This is a genomic window from Paraburkholderia sp. A1RI_3L, assembly GCF_048957895.1.
GTDB classification, from domain to species: Bacteria; Pseudomonadota; Gammaproteobacteria; order Burkholderiales; family Burkholderiaceae; genus Paraburkholderia; species Paraburkholderia kururiensis.
In genome coordinates this window covers 1-18,909 of sequence record NZ_JARCHA010000005.1, presented here as the reverse complement: position 1 = coordinate 18,909, position 18,909 = coordinate 1, and the positions used below count along the sequence as shown (strand labels likewise).

Annotated in this window: 18 protein-coding genes; 12 read left to right on the top strand and 6 right to left on the bottom strand. The window is 64.2% G+C overall.

All coding sequences use genetic code 11. From position 1 onward, the window contains the following. Window positions 1-3 precede the first annotated feature (3 nt). Window positions 4-918: a bifunctional Delta(1)-pyrroline-2-carboxylate/Delta(1)-piperideine-2-carboxylate reductase gene (gene lhpI / locus PXJ20_RS15460; RefSeq protein ID WP_421029465.1), complete on the top strand. Its 915-nt coding sequence runs from the start codon at window positions 4-6 to the stop codon at window positions 916-918. Window positions 919-1,035: 117 nt separating this feature from the next. Here the strand turns inward: lhpI and PXJ20_RS15455 are convergent, their stop codons facing one another. Then, window positions 1,036-1,179 (bottom strand): hypothetical protein, encoded by a 144-nt coding sequence (locus PXJ20_RS15455; RefSeq protein WP_421029466.1) that lies wholly within the window; start codon window positions 1,177-1,179, stop codon window positions 1,036-1,038. A gap of 11 nt (window positions 1,180-1,190) precedes the next feature. On the opposite strand from PXJ20_RS15455, the gene PXJ20_RS15450 reads away from it, so the two are divergent. Continuing rightward, entirely contained in the window at window positions 1,191-1,499 is a 309-nt protein-coding gene (locus PXJ20_RS15450) for a DUF4148 domain-containing protein (RefSeq protein WP_126876229.1), read from the top strand. Between the two features lie 124 nt (window positions 1,500-1,623). On the opposite strand, the gene PXJ20_RS15445 is transcribed toward PXJ20_RS15450, so the two are convergent. After that, on the bottom strand, window positions 1,624-2,784 hold the full coding sequence (locus tag PXJ20_RS15445) for a porin (protein ID WP_421030922.1): 1,161 nt from the start codon (window positions 2,782-2,784) through the stop codon (window positions 1,624-1,626). A 103-nt stretch (window positions 2,785-2,887) separates the two neighbouring features. Here PXJ20_RS15445 and PXJ20_RS15440 point away from each other — a divergent pair, with 103 nt between their 5' ends. The 7 genes from PXJ20_RS15440 (at window position 2,888) to PXJ20_RS15410 (ending at window position 11,373) form a co-directional block, all read left to right on the top strand. After that, window positions 2,888-3,187 carry a hypothetical protein gene (locus tag PXJ20_RS15440; RefSeq protein ID WP_421029467.1) on the top strand — a complete coding sequence of 100 codons (300 nt, stop codon included), beginning with the start codon at window positions 2,888-2,890 and terminating at the stop codon, window positions 3,185-3,187. A gap of 29 nt (window positions 3,188-3,216) precedes the next feature. Continuing rightward, the gene (locus tag PXJ20_RS15435; protein WP_033351536.1) at window positions 3,217-3,600 is read left to right on the top strand and encodes a hypothetical protein; all 384 of its coding nucleotides are present in this window, start codon (window positions 3,217-3,219) and stop codon (window positions 3,598-3,600) included. Between the two features lie 11 nt (window positions 3,601-3,611). After that, window positions 3,612-4,580 (top strand): LysR family transcriptional regulator, encoded by a 969-nt coding sequence (locus PXJ20_RS15430; protein WP_277596355.1) that lies wholly within the window; start codon window positions 3,612-3,614, stop codon window positions 4,578-4,580. A 31-nt stretch (window positions 4,581-4,611) separates the two neighbouring features. Next, window positions 4,612-5,286 (top strand): response regulator transcription factor, encoded by a 675-nt coding sequence (locus PXJ20_RS15425; protein WP_017776498.1) that lies wholly within the window; start codon window positions 4,612-4,614, stop codon window positions 5,284-5,286. A 214-nt stretch (window positions 5,287-5,500) separates the two neighbouring features. Further along, window positions 5,501-8,737: an efflux RND transporter permease subunit gene (locus tag PXJ20_RS15420; RefSeq protein ID WP_421029468.1), complete on the top strand. Its 3,237-nt coding sequence runs from the start codon at window positions 5,501-5,503 to the stop codon at window positions 8,735-8,737. After that, window positions 8,727-9,938 carry an efflux RND transporter periplasmic adaptor subunit gene (locus PXJ20_RS15415; protein ID WP_421029469.1) on the top strand — a complete coding sequence of 404 codons (1,212 nt, stop codon included), beginning with the start codon at window positions 8,727-8,729 and terminating at the stop codon, window positions 9,936-9,938. Before PXJ20_RS15420 ends, PXJ20_RS15415 begins: the two co-directional genes overlap by 11 nt. Beyond that, window positions 9,931-11,373, top strand: coding sequence for an efflux transporter outer membrane subunit (locus PXJ20_RS15410; protein WP_421029470.1), 1,443 nt, complete (start codon window positions 9,931-9,933; stop codon window positions 11,371-11,373). The genes PXJ20_RS15415 and PXJ20_RS15410 overlap by 8 nt, the downstream gene beginning before the upstream one ends. A gap of 165 nt (window positions 11,374-11,538) precedes the next feature. Here the strand turns inward: PXJ20_RS15410 and PXJ20_RS15405 are convergent, their stop codons facing one another. Beyond that, on the bottom strand, window positions 11,539-12,720 hold the full coding sequence (locus PXJ20_RS15405) for a porin (protein ID WP_421029471.1): 1,182 nt from the start codon (window positions 12,718-12,720) through the stop codon (window positions 11,539-11,541). 351 nt (window positions 12,721-13,071) lie between these two features. Between PXJ20_RS15405 and PXJ20_RS15400 the strand changes: the two genes are divergently transcribed. Together PXJ20_RS15400 and PXJ20_RS15395 are read left to right on the top strand one after the other, a co-directional pair. Then, window positions 13,072-13,347 (top strand): DUF4148 domain-containing protein, encoded by a 276-nt coding sequence (locus PXJ20_RS15400; RefSeq protein ID WP_421029472.1) that lies wholly within the window; start codon window positions 13,072-13,074, stop codon window positions 13,345-13,347. A gap of 91 nt (window positions 13,348-13,438) precedes the next feature. After that, the gene (locus PXJ20_RS15395) at window positions 13,439-13,594 is read left to right on the top strand and encodes a hypothetical protein (protein ID WP_156125654.1); all 156 of its coding nucleotides are present in this window, start codon (window positions 13,439-13,441) and stop codon (window positions 13,592-13,594) included. Window positions 13,595-13,651: 57 nt separating this feature from the next. Here PXJ20_RS15395 and PXJ20_RS15390 read toward each other — a convergent pair whose 3' ends face one another. From PXJ20_RS15390 to PXJ20_RS15380, 3 genes are read right to left on the bottom strand one after another with little or no spacing between them, the layout of a single operon-like run. Further along, window positions 13,652-14,332: a response regulator transcription factor gene (locus PXJ20_RS15390; protein ID WP_199539843.1), complete on the bottom strand. Its 681-nt coding sequence runs from the start codon at window positions 14,330-14,332 to the stop codon at window positions 13,652-13,654. A 21-nt stretch (window positions 14,333-14,353) separates the two neighbouring features. Then, on the bottom strand, window positions 14,354-15,751 hold the full coding sequence (locus tag PXJ20_RS15385; RefSeq protein WP_413213892.1) for a sensor histidine kinase: 1,398 nt from the start codon (window positions 15,749-15,751) through the stop codon (window positions 14,354-14,356). 50 nt (window positions 15,752-15,801) lie between these two features. Beyond that, the gene (locus PXJ20_RS15380; RefSeq protein WP_421030923.1) at window positions 15,802-16,476 is read right to left on the bottom strand and encodes a response regulator transcription factor; all 675 of its coding nucleotides are present in this window, start codon (window positions 16,474-16,476) and stop codon (window positions 15,802-15,804) included. A 652-nt stretch (window positions 16,477-17,128) separates the two neighbouring features. Here PXJ20_RS15380 and PXJ20_RS15375 point away from each other — a divergent pair. Further along, window positions 17,129-17,959: an IclR family transcriptional regulator gene (locus tag PXJ20_RS15375; RefSeq protein ID WP_017776488.1), complete on the top strand. Its 831-nt coding sequence runs from the start codon at window positions 17,129-17,131 to the stop codon at window positions 17,957-17,959. The last annotated feature ends 950 nt before the right edge of the window (window positions 17,960-18,909 follow it).

Genomic DNA, 18,909 nt, shown 5'->3' with positions numbered 1-18,909 from the left:
AGTATGGAACCGATCGAGGTTTTCGACGCCAGGGCGACGGCACGACTTCTCGACTTCAGCGCTCTGGTGGAAGCGTTGAAGCAAGCTACGCTTGAGCATGCGGCAGGACTCATCCACGCACCGGTCCGGATGAGCGTGCCGCTTGAGGACGGCGGCGTGTTTCTCTCGATGCCTGCAAGCGCCGCGGAGATTGCCATCCATAAGCTCGTCAGCGTGAGCCCTGCAAACGTCGCGAAGAATCTGCCGACCATCTTCGGCATGGTGACGGTTTGCGACGGAGCGACGGGACAGCCGGAGTTCATCCTGGACGGCCCAACGGTCACAGGGCGGCGAACCGCCGCGCTCTCCATGTTGGGCGTCCGTCTGCTTCATCCCCACACGCCCTCCTCTTTCCTGTTAATCGGCACCGGTCAACAGGCCCGGTTCCATGCCGCCGCAATCGGTCAGTTGTACCCCGACGCATCCCTGTACGTTCGCGGATTGCACATGGAAGCGGAGCGCGACTTTTGCGCGACGATGAAACAGTCAGGTGTGGCCGTCATGTCCGCGTGCGAAGGAAAGCCGCATGACATCGACACAGTGATCACTGTCACCACAAGCAAAACCCCCGTTTATACCGAAGCAGCGAATGCGGGCCGGCTCGTCATCGGCGTGGGTGCATTCACGCCCGACGCCGCCGAAATCGCACCGCAGACCGTCAAAGCAAGCACCGTCTTTGTCGATGACCTCAACGCCACGCGCGAGGAAGCCGGCGATCTGATTCAGGCGGCGGTGGACTGGCCGGCGGTGCGCTCGCTGGCGTCGGCCTCCAAAGAGCCGGTACCGAAGGACAAGCCGGTCCTGCTGAAGACCGTAGGCAGCGGCGCATGGGACCTGGCGGCGTGCCGCGTCGCGCGTTCGGCGATCCGGGGCCGTTGAATTCAACGATCAAGCCGTACCTGTCGTCTCAGCACTTGTGCGTGCTGAGACGAGGAAGCCGTTTGAAAGACTTCGTCCAGACAGACAGTAACTGCCCTACGCCTGGATTCGGGTTCCTCAAGCGTTCGGCGTGGGCTTCGGTGAAATATCTTTCACGAAGCGCATACCGTTGCGATAGTTCGTGTTCCTTATGCTTTTCATCGTCAGCCGCAGCCACGCCCGTTCGGGCGACGCGCCCGAGCTTGTCTGATCGATGTTCAATGAGGAATGCCATGAACCGCACGTCCAGAATGCTGATTTCCGCCTTTGCTCTCGTCGCCAGCACCAGCGCACTCGCCGCGAAGCTTACGCCGCAGGAATGCAACGACTACCCGTTCGTCCCGCTCAAAGGCGAGGTGACGCACGCACAACTGATGCAGGAACTGGAGGAACTCGAATCGGTTGGATACAACCCGTCCGCAGGTGACGACGCGGACTATCCCAGCGATATCGACACGGCAGAGCAACGGCTGCACGCGAAATACGAGGCCGACTGCCACCCTGCGGATCATGTTGCCGCCAACAACGCTGCAGCGAATTGAGCACGATTGAGCGCCAGCTCCAGGCGCGACCTCATCCGCCGGTCTGCCCCACGCAAAGACGCGTGCGGCAGACCGGCGTTTCAGCATCGCCGGACCTGATGTCGCAGTAGCGACGGGCGGTCTGCTAGAACCGGTGAATCATCGCCACGCGATACACCATCTGGTTTTCGCTCGTCGACATACCGGCCGCGGCAGGAATATCCGCGAAGTCGAAATCCGTACCCGTGTGCGCGCTGACCACGTGCTGATAGGCGCCCTGCACGTAAAGCGACGTGCGCCGGCTCACGTCATAGTCGAGCATCAGCCCGATCTGATGCCACTTCGGCTCGAACGAGCCCGCCGTGGAATGCAGGTGAGCCTGCGTGAAGGTATAGCCGGCACCGAGCCAGAAATTCGGCTTGAAGTAGTACTGACCGTTCAGCTCGAAGTTGTCGAATTTCCACGCATTCCATTGGCCACCTGAAGGCTGCGTACCTGCCGTCGTGAAGTACGCGTTGGCCGTTGGATCGTACACATCCACGTGCGAGTAGGCGACGCCCACAAGCACCTTCGTGAACCGGTACGACGCGGCAACGCCGATGTTCTGCTCCGATGAACCGACGAAGAGCGCGTCGCTTCCCACAGCGCCCGCGGCGGTCGCGCCAGGACTGTTGAACTTCAGGTACGACGCGGCCATGCTGAGCCCGCCATTCTGATAGTTAAGCGTGCCGCCCCACATGCGGTTGTCGGCAAAACCGCCCGCCTGATTGCCGAACCCGTACATCGCTTCTGCCGTCAGGCCGCGGTAGGTCGGGCTGACGTACTTGACCGCGTTGTCGATACGAAAATCCCAGTCCGCGTTGTCGTTGTCGAACGGGTGCGAGTTCACGTCGCCGGCCCAGCCGCCGGCCGCCGTCAACGCGCCGAAACCGAGCGCATCGACGCTCGTGTCGTATTGACGTCCCAGCGTGATCGTGCCGTACTGGTCCGATGACAGACCCACGTAGGCCTGGCGCCCGAACATGCGCTGGCCCTGGCCAAGCGTCCCGCTATTGTTGTCGAAGCCGTTTTCGAGCAGGAAGATCGCGTGGTAACCACCGCCCAGGTCCTCGCTGCCCTTGAGCCCCCAGCGGCTACCGTAGGTGTCGCCGCTCTTGAGCTGATATGCGTTGTGTCCGCCGGCGTTGCTCGTGAAGTTCAGCCCTTCGTCGATCAGGCCGTACAACGTAATGCTTGACTGCGCGTGCGCGGTGCCGGCAACGAGCAACGCAGGCAGCCACGCGCAGAGGCGTAGTTTCAACGGCATCGTCTTCTTCTGTCTTGTCTTCATCATCGTGGTTCCTTATGCGAGGTGCTGGAATGTCCAGGTCCAGGGCGGCGCGCATCGGCAATGGCCGGCGCGAAAACCAGTGGACGACGAAGTCTATGGAGGCCGAAATACCGGCACGTCGCGAAATACTGCAATTCAATCTTCCACAAAATGCGGCGCGCACACCGCGCACCTGTTTGCGCGCGGATCAGCTACGAATATCCGTTCGATCACGCGCTGCGGCGTCGTTGTTTTTTTGCCGATGGACGTCTTGACCAACATTGCGCGTCTACATAGTGGTCAGCAGTTGCAGCGCGCGGCAAAGGGCAGCTTCCTTAAACAACTTTTCATGTTCGGCTCGCGACTTCTTCAATCTCTTTACCGAATCGGGGTTCGATAATCCGCCTGTCGAATCAGGAGGTCATGAAGATGCGATATCCAATGTCTGTCGAGATGGTCAACGAATACGGCGCGCACGCGGTACGCGTGGCGATTGCAGAGCACGAAGCCATGCTCGACGCAGCCGAAGTCGATGGGTTGATCGAAGAGCTGGGCAAGATCCGGGCGCACATGCAACCCGCGGTTGCGACACAGCCCTCGCGTACGCATCAATATCTGCTCGAAATCGACCCGTGCTGGTACATCGAACGCAATCCGCTCTTCGACGGCATCGTGCTTTTCCTCCGGCACACCGGGTTCGGCTGGACCGGTTTTGCGATTCCCACCGAAAGCCTCGCCCGCATGAAAGAAGCGATCGCTTCGTCGGAGCCCGACATGGCCATGTCGGTTCACGCTCACGCCTTGCCGAACTGAACGGACCGCACATGAACCAGCTACAAGCCATGCGGGTATTCACCCGCGTCGTCGAATTGAGCAGCTTCAATCTTGCAGGCAAGCAGCTTGGCATGTCGGCTGCCGCGGTGACGCGCAGTGTCGGCATGCTGGAGGCGCACCTGAACGTACGTCTGCTCAATCGCTCCACGCGCAGCCTTTCGTTGACGGAAGCCGGACGCGTCTATCTGGAAGGCTGCCGGGCCGTGATCGAAAAGCTCGACGAGGTGGAGTCCGAACTGGTTCGCGCCGTGCGCGACCCAAGCGGTGTGCTGCGCGTCGCCGCGCCGACGGTCTTTGCGGCGGGCCTCGCGCCTTTGCTCGCCACATGGCGCGGGCTCAATCCGCGCGTGGACTTCGACGTCACGCTCTATGACGCACCCATCGATATGATCGAAGGCGGCTTCGACGTCATCTTCACGACAGAACATCAGACCGTGAACGCGTCGCTCGTGAGCCGACATCTGACTTCGGTGAAAGAAATCGCGGTGGCCTCGCCCGCCTACGTTGCGCGCTGCGGAATGCCGCGCGACCCCGTTGCGCTTGCGAGGCACGATCTGCTCGCCGTTTCGAACGGCACACGCGTATGGGAATTTCACGGGCCGACAGGCGCGCATCGCGTGTCGGTCAACAGCACCCTGGCCGCAACGAGCGGCGCGATGGTTCGCGCGGCCGCACTCGCCGACATGGGCATCGCCGTGCTGCCCATGCCGTTCGTCGTGGAAGACCTCGCGCGCGGGCTGCTCGTCACCGTGCTGGACCGCTACGAGATCAACGGCGGCCTGCAACGTATCTCGATCGTGTATTCCGGGCGCCATTACCTCACGATGAAAGTGCGCAGCTTCATCGACTTCGCCGTGGAGCAGTACCGCGGGCCGACCGGCACGCCGTCTTCCGACGGCGCTTCGCCTGCCACCGTTTCGAATGCAAGTCCCGGCGCGGTATTGCGCGCTGTGGCATGACATTCCGCACACGCTTCACCCTATAGTCAGCATGCCGAAGATACTCACCATAGAGGATGACGAGCTCACGGCCGAAGACCTGGTGCGCGTGCTCAGTCATACCGGATTCATCGTCGACGTCGCGCGTACGGGACGCGAAGGCATCGCCATGGTCATGGCGGGCGACTACGACGCCGTCACGCTCGATCGCCGGCTGCCCGACCTCGACGGACTCGCCATCGTCACGACCATGCGCGGCGTCGGCATGGAAACACCGGTGCTCATGATCAGTTCCATGACCGGCGTGGAAGATCGCATTCAGGGCCTGCGCGCAGGCGCCGACGACTACGTTCCGAAGCCCTTCTCGTCCGACGAGGTCTACGCGCGCATCGAAGCGCTGCTGCGCCGCCGCTCGAAGCCCGCTGCGGACGAAACGGTGCTGCGCGTCGGCCCGCTCGAACTCGACCTCGTCAAGCGCCGGGCCACGTACCGCTCGCATGTATTGAAGCTTCAGCCCACGGAATTGCGTGTGCTCGAATTCATGATGCGCCACGCGGGCCAGGTGCTCACGCGCACGATGATCTTCGAGTCCGTATGGGGCGGCCGGTTCGATCCGGGCACCAATCTCATCGACGTCCACATGGGCCGTTTGCGCAAGAAACTCGATGAGGCCGGCGAGCGCTCCCTCATCCGTACGATCCGGGGCTCCGGTTATCTCCTCGGTTGAGCCTCGGGGCCCGCGCAAGCGGGCCTTCCGCTTTCTCGCGACTCCCTCTTTCGCCTCTCTCCAGCCGTCCTAAAACTTCTTTCATTTTTTTGGCCCGTCGCTGTTAGCGCTACCCCGCCAGAATGCAATCGCCGCATGAATGCGGCACCGCGCAAAGCCTTCGCGCTCACCGGGCTTGCCGCGGTCCAAGGCGTTTCGAACGGAGTCATTCCTGATGCTGAAAATAGTCCGGCTAGCCCTGAACCGGCCCTACACCTTCATCGTGCTGGCCATGCTGATTCTTCTGGCTGGCCCGCTCGCCGCGCTGCGCACACCCACCGACATCTTCCCGAACATCCGCATTCCCGTGATCAGCGTGGTGTGGAACTACACCGGCCTGCCGCCCGCGGACATGGCTGGCCGTATCGTGACGTACTACGAGCGCACGCTCGGCACCGCGGTCAACGACGTGGCCCACATCGAGTCGCAGTCGTATCGCGGCTACGGCATCGTGAAGATCTTCTTCCAGCCCACCGTGGACGTGCGCACCGCCACCGCCCAGGTGACCTCCATCTCGCAAACGGTGCTCAAGCAGATGCCGCCGGGCACCACGCCTCCGCAGATTCTCAACTACAACGCGTCGACTGTTCCCGTGCTGCAGCTCGCACTCACGAGCAATACGCTCGACGAACAGAAGCTCGCCGACTACGCCACCAACTTCATCCGGCCGCAGCTGATTTCGGTGCCGGGCGTCGCGATCCCCACGCCCTACGGCGGCAAAGTGCGCGACGTGCAGATCGACCTCGATCCGCAAGCGCTGCAGGAAAAGAAGCTCTCGGCCGAAGACGTGGCCACCGCGCTCGCGCAGCAGAACCAGATCATTCCCGCAGGCACGCAGAAGATCGGCCCGTTCGAATACAACATCGCACTCAACAACAGCCCGCTCACGCTGGACGAACTCAACGACCTGCCCGTAAAGACCGTGGACGGCGCGGTGATCTACATTCGCGACGTCGCACACGTGCGCGACGGCTATCCGCCGCAAACGAACGTCGTGCGCGTGGACGGCCATCGTGCCGTGCTCATGAGCATCCTGAAGAACGGTTCGGCTTCGACACTCGACATCATCGCGGGCGTCAAGGCGAAGCTGCCGCGTATCGAAGCCACGCTGCCGCCCGGCCTCAAGCTCGTCACCATGAGCGACCAGTCCACCTTCGTCAAAGGCGCCGTGAGCGGCGTGGCGCGCGAAGGCGTCATTGCAGCGGCGCTGACGTCGCTGATGATCCTGCTTTTCCTCGGGAGCTGGCGCTCCACGCTCATCATCGCGGCTTCGATTCCGCTCGCGGTGCTGGCGGCCATTGCAGCCCTTTCGGCGATGGGCGAAACACTCAACGTGATGACACTAGGCGGGCTCGCGCTCGCAGTGGGCATTCTCGTCGACGACGCGACGGTCACCATCGAGAACATCAACTGGCACCTCGAACAGGGCAAGAACGTGCGCGCCGCGATTCTCGACGGCGCCGCGCAAATCGTGGGGCCCGCGTTCGTTTCGCTACTGTGCATCTGCATCGTGTTCGTGCCGATGCTGCTGCTCAACGGCGTGGCGCGCTTCCTGTTCGTGCCGATGGCCGAATCCGTAATGTTCGCGATGATCGCTTCGTTCGTGCTGTCGCGCACGTTCGTGCCCATGATGGCGCGCTACCTGCTGCGGCCGCACGCGTCGGGCGGCCACGCGTCCGGCGAACTGGCGGCGGTGATGTCGCCGCACGGAGCGCATCCGCGTGCGCCGCGTTCGCGTAACCCGCTCGTACTTTTCCAGCGTGCCTTCGAGCGTAGGTTCGAGCGCGCGCGCGCCCTGTATCGCATGGTGCTCGGGCTGGCGCTGATGCATCGCAAGCGCTTCATCGGGGGCTTCCTCGCGGTGGTGGCGCTGTCGTTCCTGCTCGTGCCGTGGCTGGGACGCAACTTCTTTCCGGACGTGGACACGGGCGAAATCGCGCTGCACGTACGCGCGCCCATCGGTACGCGGATCGAAGACACCGCAGCCGAATTCGATCGTATCGAAGCCACCGTGCGCAGCGTGATACCGCCCGCCGAACTCGCGAACATCGTGGACAACATCGGGCTGCCCAATAGCGGTATCAACCTCACGTACAGCAACAGCGGCACGATTGGCCCGCAGGACGGCGACATCCTGATCTCGCTCACCGCGGACCACGCGCCGACCGCCCGCTATGTGCACGAACTGCGCACCGTCCTGCCGCGCGCGTTCCCCGGCACGACGTTTTCGTTCCTGCCGGCCGACATCGTGAGCCAGATCCTGAACTTCGGTGCGCCCGCCCCCATCGACGTGCAGGTGAGCGGTCCCAACCAGCCCGCGAATCGCCGCTATGCGAACGAACTCCTGCGCCGCCTGCAGCTTATTCCCGGCATCGCGGACACGCGCATCCAGCAGGCGTCCACCTATCCGCAGTTCACCGTATCCGTGGATCGCTCGCGCGCCGACGAACTCGGCATCACGGAACAGGACGTGACCAATTCCGTGGTGGCGAGCCTGTCCGGCACGGGCCAGGTCGCGCCCACTTTCTGGCTGAACCCGCACAACGGGGTGTCGTATCCGATCATTGCGCAGACGCCGCAGTACCGCATGACCACGCTCTCGGACCTCGAGAATCTGCCCGTCACGGACAAGAGCGGCGCCTCGCAGATTCTGGGCGGCATCGCCACGATCACGCGCGGCGAGACCGATGCCGTGGTCTCGCACTACAACATCGAGCCGCTCTACGACATCTTCGCCACGCCGCAAGGGCTCGACCTGGGCGCGGTCGCCACGCGCATCGCCGATGCAATTCATGCCACCGCGCACGACGTGCCCAAAGGGTCGGTCGTGACGCTGCGCGGCCAGGTAGAGACCATGAACAGCGCATTTACGGGCCTGCTGCTGGGTCTCGTCGGCGCCATCGTGCTGATCTACCTGCTCATCGTCGTGAACTTCCATTCGTGGAGCGACGCGTTCGTAATCGTCACGGCCCTGCCCGCCGCGCTCGCCGGCATCGTGTGGATGCTGTTCACCACACACACGCCGCTTTCGGTGCCCGCGCTCACCGGCGCGATTCTGTGCATGGGCGTGGCCACGGCCAACAGCATCCTGGTCGTTTCGTTCGCACGCGAGCGGCTCGCCGTCACGGGCAACGCGCTCGTGGCCGCGCTCGAAGCGGGCTTCACGCGCTTTCGTCCGGTGCTGATGACGGCGCTCGCCATGATCATCGGCATGGCGCCGATGGCGCTCGGACTCGGCGACGGCGGCGAACAGAACGCACCGCTCGGACGCGCGGTCATCGGCGGGCTCGTCTGGGCCACGTGCGCCACGCTGCTGTTCGTCCCCGTCGTTTTCAGCCTCGTGCATCGCCGCGACGGTGCCCACCATTCAGATCACCCAGCCATGGAACCGGGAGAAACCCATGTCCACTGAAGTGCAGATCGAGATCAGCCAGCCGCAGCGGCTGCGTGCCTTGAAGTCGGCCGGCGCAGTTGCCATCCTCGTTGTGGCCGGTGTCGTGTCGGGCGGCATCTTTAGCCGCGTTCACGCCAGACAGGAACTCACGACGTGGACCCAGGCGCAGGCGATTCCCACCGTCGTCACCGTGACGCCGCAGCACACGGCGGCCAGCCAGTCGCTCGTGCTGCCCGGCCGCCTTGCCGCGTTCGTCAACGCGCCCATCTATGCACGCGTTTCGGGCTATCTGCATGCGTGGTATGCCGACATCGGCACGCATGTGAAGGCGGGGCAATTGCTCGGCCTGATCGACACACCGGACCTCGACGAGCAGTTGCAGCAGGCCAAGGCCGATCTGCAGAACTCGATCGCCAACGAAAAGCTCGCGGCCACCACCGCACGCCGTTGGACCGAGATGCTCAAGCAGGACTCGGTCTCGCAGCAGGAGGCCGATGAGAAAACGGCGGACCTGCTCGCGCGGCAGGCCACCGTCGAAGCCAACGAGGCGAACGTGCGGCGCCTCGAAGCGCTCGAATCGTTCAAGCGCATCACGGCGCCGTTCGACGGCGTGGTCACGGCGCGCAAGACCGACGTGGGCGCGCTGATCGACGCCGGCAGCGGCAGCGGCCCCGAGCTCTTCGCCGTTTCGGACGCGCATCAACTGCGCGTCTACGTGAGCGTGCCGCAAAGCGAGTCGGCCGCCATCCATCCCGGCATGACAGCGACGCTGACCGTGCCCGAGCGTCCGGACATGCGGTTCGACGCGAAGCTCGTGGACACCGATCACGCCATCACGCCGTCGTCGGGCACGCTGCTCGTGCAACTCGCCGTGGACAACCGCGCAGGGCTGCTGTTTCCGGGCGAATACACCGAAGTGCATCTCGCGCTGGCCGGCAACGCGCACGGACTCATGATTCCGGCCAGCGCGCTCATCTTCCGGCAGAGCGGGCTGCAAGTGGCCGTAGCCGACGCACAGGGCCACGTGCAGCTGCGCCACGTGAGCATCGGCACGGACCTCGGAACGCAGGTCGAAATCGCCTCCGGGCTTCAGCCTGACGACCGTGTGATCGACAACCCGCCCGACTCGCTCGCGCAAGGCGACGCCGTGCGCGTAGCGTCGACAGAGAAGGTCGCGGCAACACCCGCGGCCCACGACGCGGAGCAGACGCATGGCTAAGAAGACCCTCGCCGTGGCGGTGGCGCTTGTCGTGGCCACGCTGGGCGCGTGCTCGTTTGCGCCGCCCTACCACGCGCCTGCTACCGCCATTCCGACGCACTTCAAGGAAGCCGGACCGTGGCAAACGGCCCGCCCTGCCGACCGCATTGAGCGCGACGGCTGGTGGCGCGTATTCAACGACCCCGTGCTCGACAGGCTGGAGCCGCAAGTCGCGGCGGCCAATCCAGACGTGGCGGCAGCCGTGGCTCGTCACGATGAAGCCGCGGCGCTGTTGACGCAGGCCCGCGCGGGGCTCTTCCCCACCGTGGGCGCCGAGGTGGACGTGGAGCGCGACCGGCAATCCGCACGCCGCCCTCTGCGAGGCGTGGATCAACCCAACGTCTACGGTTCGAATACGCTGGAGTTGGGCGCGAGCTACGACCTCGACCTCTGGGGCAAGGTACGCAACGAGGTGAAGGCGGGTGGCGCGGAACTCGACGCGGCCAGCGCGGATCTCGCCTCGCTGCGCCTGAGTCTGGAGGCGAGCCTCGCCACCGCGTACTTCGAGCTGAACGGTCTGGACCGGCAGGCGCAACTGCTCGACGACACCATTGCCGCGTATCGCCGCGCGTTGCAACTCACGGTGAGCCGCCACAACGGCGGCATCGCTTCGGCACTCGACGTCTCGCGTGCGCAGACGCAGCTCGAATCCGCCCAGGCCGCCGCGGAAGACATCAAGGCACGCCGGGCGCTCTTCGAGCACGCCATCGCCACGGTGACGGGCGTGCCGGCCTCGCAGTTCTCGCTCGAACCCGCAACCGCGACACCGCACGTGCCGCACATTCCCGTCGGCATTCCCGCCGCGCTGCTGCAGCGCCGTCCCGACGTGGCCGCCGCCGAGCGTCGCGTGGCCGCCGCCAACGCGCAGATCGGCGTGGCAAAGGCGGCATTCTTTCCCGACATTTCGCTTGGCCTCGCAGGCGGCTTCCAGAGCGACACGTTCTCGCCGTGGCTCGCGGCACCCAACGAACTCTGGTCGATCGGCCCCGATCTGATGATGACGCTCTTCGACGGCGGACGGCGTGCCGCGGTCGTGCGCGAAGCGCGCGCACAGCTTGCCGAAAACGGCGCCGACTACAAGGCCACCGTGCTGCTCGCTTTCCAGCAGGTCGAAGACAATCTCGCGCTGCTCCATCATCTCGGAGACGAATCCACGCGAGAGAATGCTGCGCTCGACGCCGCGCAGCGCACGCTCGCGCTTTCCATGTCGCGTTATCGCGATGGCGTGGTGAGCTATCTCGACGTGGTCACGGCTCAAACCACCGCGCTCACCACGCAGATTTCAGCGCTGGAGTTGCACACGCGGCGGCTGAAAGCAGCTGTCGGTTTGATCGAGGCGCTGGGTGGCGGCTGGTCGGCGCAATCGCTGCAGACCACAGCGGCTGCGGCATCCTGATGCGTCGCCAGCACGGCACAGTTTGACCGCGGCACAAGTGCGGCAAAGAATCCTGCAAACGAGCGCCGGAGCAGTCGAAAAAAAGGCCGCCTGCAATGCAGGCGGCCTCAAGATCACTGCGTTATACGTTACAGCCCTCTTGTCGCGTCGCCGCGAGCCCTTGCCTCAGAAGCGATGGCGGATACCGGCCGCCACCACCACCTGCTTGTCGTTCGACGACGCCGCGAGCGAATAGATCGACGCGTTGCCGAGCACCGCGATGCCATCCGCACCCGAGACGTGCTGGTACACCCCTTCGAGATAGAGGTCGGTGCGGCGGCTCATCGCATAGTCGGCCTGCAGCATGAACTGATTCCATTTCGGCGAAACAGCACCCGTCGCCATTCCGAAGTGTCCGTCCGTGAACGTATACGAGCCGCCCAGGCTGAAGCGCGACGTGAGCGCGTAGCGGCCGTTCAGTTCGTAGTTGTTGAACGTGAGGTAGTCGCCACTGACTGCGCCGTATGAGCCGCCCTGTGCGATCTGGCGCGGGTCGTCGACCGTCGTGCGAGTGAACACGAGCCCCACTGTCGCGTTGCCGAAGGCATAGCGGCCGCCCGCGCCCAGAATGCGTTCCCGCGCCCCGGTGATGGTCGCGTTGCCGTCGTTGCTGCTCATCGCGCCGCCCGTGTTCGTCGGGCTGTTCACGCCGCCCGGCTGGTTCGACTGGAAGTAGGCGAGCGCAAGATTGAGCGGGCCGCCGTCATAGGCTGCGCCGAGCGTATAGGCGTTGTTGTTCGAGAAGCCGCCCGCCATGTTGCTGAACGCGTACGCGCCTTCGAACGAGAAACCGGCGTAATTCGCGCTGCGAAACTTCATCGCATTGTTCATGCGGAAGTCGTTGTTGAGGTTGTCGTTGTCGAAGGGATGGTCCGCAATGTTGCCGCCGAAACCGGAGCCCGTGGCCGAAAGCGGCGCGACGAAATCAACCAGCGCGTCGTACTGGCGACCCAGCGTAACGGTGCCGTATGCGTTGCTGCCGATCCCCACCCACGCCTGGCGCCCGAACTCGTCGCCGCCGTTGCCTAGCTTGCCGTTCGCAATATTGAAGCCGTTTTCGAGGTCGAACACGGCCTTCAGGCCGCCGCCCAGGTCTTCGGAGCCGCGCAGGCCCCAGCGGTCCGTGCTCACGTTGCCGGACTCCATGATCCAGTTGTTGTGTCCCGCACCCGCGGCGCCCTTCTGGTTGCTCACGTAGTCGATACCGGCATCGACCGTACCGTACAGCGTGACGCTGCTTTGCGCGTGGGCAAATGATGAAACCGTCCCCGCTGCCACAGCGAGCGTAGTCAACAACGCTTTTTTCATGTTCAAGTTTTCCGCGGAAAAGAATGAAAATCTGTTGCGCCTCGCGAAGCGTGATTTGCCTCGTATGCGCATCCTCGCCACCGCCTGGTGGGAGCGGAAAATGTAGGATTGGGCGGTGACAGCGGCGTGTTAAAAAGCAGGTGAAAAATGAAACTTCGTTCATCTTCGCGACACCCTTTTTTCAGAACGGCCGCCAGCACTTCCCCGGCGCATGCCAATCTCTAAAACTTTCTTCATGGTCGCGCATTCAATTCGATAGGCGCTGCTCACTATCCTGACTCTGACCGGAATGCAACGGCACAACTTGCCTGGCACACCGGATCATCAATCCAGTCAATGAGGATAGCCAACATGAAAACGCTGCTGATCGCTGCCACCTTTGTCGGTCTCGCTTCGGCCACGTCCGCTTTCGCGCAGTCCACGCCGTCCGCCAGCGCTTCGAGCCCGGTCACGGCAGCCACTCAAGTCGCCCAGAACACCGCGGCAACGCCTTCGCAAGGCGGCTGGGTGCCGCCCTATGGGCAGCCTGTCATGCAGAAAACGCGTGCCCAGGTCTATCAGGAACTCGTGGAAGCAGAGAAGGACGGGCAGCTCGCATACCTCAATTCCACCATCTACGCTCACTGATCGCTTTGCCGGCGCATAGGCGGCACGACCGTACGCGGCGCCGGCAAGGCTCCGCGTACTCGCCGGATAGCCCGCCTGTGGAGCGGCAACCTTGAACCCGATGAGCCTCTTGAAGAAGTCCTCGCGCTACGCCATCGCGGCGATTGCCGCCGCGGCGCTGGCCGGCTGCGCGCTGCCGCCGGCCAACAGCGCAAAGTCCGATTGCGTGGGGCCGCCCAGTTTCTGCGTGCCCTACTTCGGCTCCTGAAAACCGCGTTCGTCCTGAGGGCAACGGCGCCACGCCGTTGCCCTCCTTCTTTTGTTTCTATTGGCCGGTATTCAGTTCGTAGCCGTACCGGCTGACGGTTTCGATGCGCGCGCGAAGCGCGTGCGCCTCAAGTTTGCGACGCAGCCTGGACACGACGAGATTGACGCTCGACGGTTCGATGTCTTCCCTTTCGGGCCACGCGTAGCGAATCAACTGTTCGCGCGGCACGGGCGCATTGGTCTGACGCAGCAGGCACTCCATCAGCAGATACTCGCGCTTGGTCAGCGGTACGCGCCGGCGCTCCTCGACCAGTTCGCGTGTCAGTCCATCGAGCCGCGGCATACTGCCGGGCGCGTACGCCGGGACCGGGGACACGGCTGCCGTGCGCTGAAGCGCCTGCATCCGTTCGTGCATTTCGATGAACGACCATGGCTGGTCGAAACACGCATCGGCGCCCGCGCGCAACACTCTGGACCGATCGCCGGCGCTCGCGCGGCCGAGCAGCACAATGATCGACGCCGCGCCGACGGCCGCGAAGCGCGGCAACGTTTCCACGAGGGGCGCGAGCGTCGCCGCTTCGGTTGCCACGATCACAATGACGTCGTAGGGCTCTTGCGAGGCGAGAAACACGCCGTCGCGCAAATCTTCGGTCCGTTGCACGCTATGGGTACTTTCGCGCAATGCCTTATGCAGCCACGCGCCCTCTGCGTGCGGCGCGGAGACAAGAAGGATTCGCATGGCGTCACGGTTCCGTTCGGGTCACGCAAGCGCACGCGGCCAGCACTCGACCGTGATCTTCGTGCCGGGACCAGCGTGCGTCGCGTTGACCTCGTGGCGGTTTGCGTCCTCGATATGCAGCGTGAAATCGTGCACACGCATAACCGCAGATACGATGCTGAGCCCGAGCCCCGAGCCCGGCACGTAACGCCCCTGCTCGCTACGATAGAAACGCTGCAGGACCGCATCCCGCTCGTTGGGTGGAATGCCGGGACCCTCGTCGTAGACGTCGACGGCCGGGCCCCACGGCGTTGCGCGCAACGTCATGCCCACCGCCCCGCCTTCCGGCGAAAACTTGATGGCGTTGTCGAGCAGGTTGCTGAACGCCTCGAACAGCAGTGCGCGGTCGCCATGAATTTCATCGACCGGTTCGGCGAGCAGTGTCCAACCCATGTTCCGGCTCTCGGCCAGCGGCTCGTAGAGTTCGCCGAGCTCCTCAATGAGCAGACGCAGATCGACGCGACCGAAACCGCCTCTGCGCTGCAACGCGCCGATCTCCGAGATACGCAGCATGGCGCGAAAACGCTCGAGCAACGTATCCGTTTCACTGCGCGCGCGCGTGAGCAAGGTCGCGACGCCGTCGTCGCCGCACTGCGCAGTGCGCTCCGCGATTCGTCCCAGCAGCGTATGCACGTGTGCAAGCGGTGTGCGCAGGTCGTGCGCAATGCCGTCGCACGCTCCCTTCACCTCGCTCATCAACCGCTCCACTTCTTCGAGCATGTGATTCACGAGATGGGAGAGCATGTCGAGTTCGTCGCGTCCGCCAATCGGCAGCCGCTGATTGAGGTCCCCACGGGCAATGCGCTGCGTGACGCGCCGAATCTCGCGCACGCGGCGCAACTGTCGCACGCTCAGTACGAGCCCGCCGGCAACACCTGCAACGAGGACCAGAAGACCGCCTATCACGAGCGCCCGAATCACGGCCTCTCGCATCTTGAGAATGTGCGTGAGGTCGCGCGCGACCAGCAGGATCGTGCCGTTCGTGCGCCGTTCGCACATGGCACGCACGATTGGAGACTGCTGTCCGTCCACGAGTTTCAGGGTGTGGCGCAGCGTTCGCCCATTGCGGTCGAACGTGAGCCGCGGCGGCAAGTGCACGACGTCGCCCGCAATATGGCGGCCGTCGGCCGTGAAGAGGCCGTAGAAGTTCGTGTGCATCCGTTCGTGTTCGAGACGGCTGTGGATGGCGCCCGCCAGTTCGACGTCGGGTATGGAGTCGAAGTAGATGAGCTGCCAGGCCATGATGTCGTCGGTGTCGTGCTCCATCGCGTTCGTCGCCGCCCACGCGATGACGCCCACGAGCAACGTCATGGAAGCCGCAAAGATCGCCGCATAACCCGAGAGCCAGCGGAATGTCGTGGTGTGCCAACGCCGGCCCACGCCGATCGGCGGGGAAGAAGAAAGTTCGTTCAAGGGGAGTACTTAATAGATCAGCCGATCATGTAACCCGCGCCGCGTACCGTCTGGATCAACGGCGCCACGCCGGGCGGGTCGATCTTTCTGCGCAGACGCCCCATATGGACGTCGATCAGATTGGTGCCGGGATCGAAGTGATAACCCCAGACGGCCTCGAACAGCATGGTGCGCGTAATCGTCTTGCCCGCATGACGCATCATGAACTCGAGCACGCGGTACTCCGTGGGCAACAGCGCGATTTCTTCGCCGTCGCGGCGCACCTTGCGCGAAATGAGATCGAGGCTCAGCGGGCCGACGGACAGCACCGTCTGCGGCGCCACGGTTCGCGCCTGGGCACGCCGCAGCAGCACTTCGAGCCGCGCGGTGAGTTCCTCGGGATCGAACGGTTTGGTGAGATAGTCGTCGCCGCCGGCGCGCAAGCCGCGAATACGTTCATCGACATCGCCCAGCGCGCTGAGCATCAGCACGGGCGTCTGCACGCCGATCGTGCGCATGGTGGTGAGGATCGTGAGGCCGTCCACGCCGGGCAGCATGCGGTCCAGCGTGATGGCATCGTACTGCTCGCTCATCGCCCGGCTCATGCCTTCCTTGCCGTTATCGGTCCAGTCGACTTCGAAACCGCATTTCCTGAGTTCATCGATGATCTCGTTTGCCGTGACGGCATCATCTTCGACGGTCAGTACGCGCAATTGCGCCATATCGCATTCCTTTTTCGATGCGCGGATTTTACCCGCGTCGAGATGTCGGCTCGCGCTCCGGTTCATGAATATAAATTCATGTTTGCGCCCGAGATGTAGGCGCGAACCATCGAATCGACGCCGTTCGGAGAGGGAAACGCAGGGCGAAAAAAAAGCGCCACGCTGTCGCGTGACGCTTGAAAAGTTCTAGCCATTCCGAGGGCCGTGCTAGAACCTGAGAGACGGTAATCCGAAGTCCTGGAGGACTCGTGCGGGTATCGCGCGCACCACAGCCGGCCGGGCTGGAGCGTGCATGAAAGCACCTGTGCGCCCTCGTTGTCGCGGCATATTATGCAATTCGCATATTTTGACACACATCGATGGTTCGAGAATAAATAGTGCGCCAAAGCAGCAATTCGAAATCGGGTTCCATTTTTTCCATTTATGCTGCCGAAGTCAAGAAAAATTTGGCTTTGCGCGCATCGCCCGCGCCGGACGGCACGCCGCGGTACAGTAGAATGATCTGTCGCGAAAATCAGCACTCCGACGATAAACCCCATGCCCCAGGACGAGACTCACAATATGAGATGAGCGGCCAGATCGACAATGCCGGCCTCCGTAGGTTGCTCAACTAAACTGAAATGATGTTTCATAAACACTGACCATGACCACGACGCCCCACCCGGTCGCCAATCCCGCCAAAGACAAGGACGGATCCGGCGACGAAGTCACGGCGCTCGCACGCGGCCTTGCCGTGCTCCGCTGCGTCGCCGCAGCCCACGCGCCCATCAGCAACCGCGAACTCACCGAACAGACCGGCATCCCGAAGGCGACGCTCTCACGCATCACTGCGACGCTCGTGAACGCGGGCTTCCTGCTCCGTCTCGCGGACAGCGAACGCTTCGTGCTGACGGCCTCCGTGCTCGAGCTTTCGCATGGCTTTCTGCGCAACTTCGACATCCGGGCGCGTTCCCGGCCGTTCCTGATCGAGCTTGCCGAGCGTACCGCGCTCTCGGTCCATCTCGCCGTGCGCGACCGGCTCGACATGGTCGTGATCGACGCCATCCGGCCGCGCTCCGCGGTGCTGGTATCGCGGCTCGAAGTGGGTTCACGAATCGACATGCCGCGCACCGCCGTAGGCCGCGCGTATCTGGCCGCGCTCGACGCGCCCGAGCGCGACAAGATGCTCGTCGCGCTGCAGGCAGCCACAGGCGACGACTGGGCGCTGATCGGCGGACGGCTCGACGCAGCGCTGCAAGAGACCGCGACGCAAGGCTTTGCGATTGCGACGGGCGAATGGCATGAAGGGCTCAATGCGATCGCCGCGGGCTTCGTCGGGCCGGCCGGCGAGCGCTACGCCGTCAATTGCGGCGGAGCGGCGCACCAGTGTCCGCGCGACTGGCTGATCGAGCGCGCCGTGCCGGCTCTCGCCGAATGCATTGCGAACATCGTGCGCGAGATCGGCGGCACGCCGGGGCAGCGGCTGGACAACTAGGCCGGGCGGTCTGTCGCATTCGCGGCCTGGCCCGCGGGACAAGGGGCGGCGGCGCCCGTCTGCTGGTCGCCTCTTGTTTGACCCCGGCCGTCGGGCACTCCATCACGCCACCGTCGGCACCGAAGCTGCGCCAGCCGTGCCAGTTACCCCTCCCGCGCGGCGTGCATGACCCGCGCGTAATCCACCGAAAAATACGTCGCTGGACTGTAACTTGGGCGCGGACGTAGCATCATGGTTCTTCGACACGGCCGCCGGTGCGGCTTGCGTGCCGTTCCGGCGAGGCGCGAGCGAGGGGCCGTTGCGCGGCGCAGTGTCCCGCTGCCCTGTCCGCTGCCCGCATCCTCACGGTCCGGCGCCCACGCGCCGCATGCACCGCACGCACCGCTGTCGCGCCGTTCGCTTGCACTGTTTTTGCCGCACATGCCGACCACACCCGCTCACTCAACCGATTGCACATCCGATACCCGTTGCCACCTCTTCGTCCCGTTCGCCGAGAACGAGCCTCCCAGGACAAGGCGCGGCGCATGCGGCCAGCGAAAGGCCGCGGACCGGCGCACCGGGCAGACCGCAACCCAGGCCACCGCGCGGCCTGACCGCCCATTCCGATGAGCGTCATCGCGGGAACGTCACCGCTTCTTCCACGTTCCTCGCGTAGCATCGAGCCGATTCCGCGCGCCTCGGCCGCCGTACCGCTGCGGGACCGGCGCCCGCGCCACGTGACCACTCCGCAGGCGCCCGCCGCACCGGCCGCGCCGCTTCCACCTACACGCCAGTTACCGATCTGACCGATGGACGAACAACAAAAGCCTCTCGACACGCCGCGCAACGACGAGCCCGCCCAGGCATCGCGGACGCCGTCCGCGCCGACCGGACCTCAGGACACACACGGCACGCAAGGCTCGCCGGGCGGCAACCCGCCGCCGCAAAAGCCGCGCGGCCGCGGCCGTGCC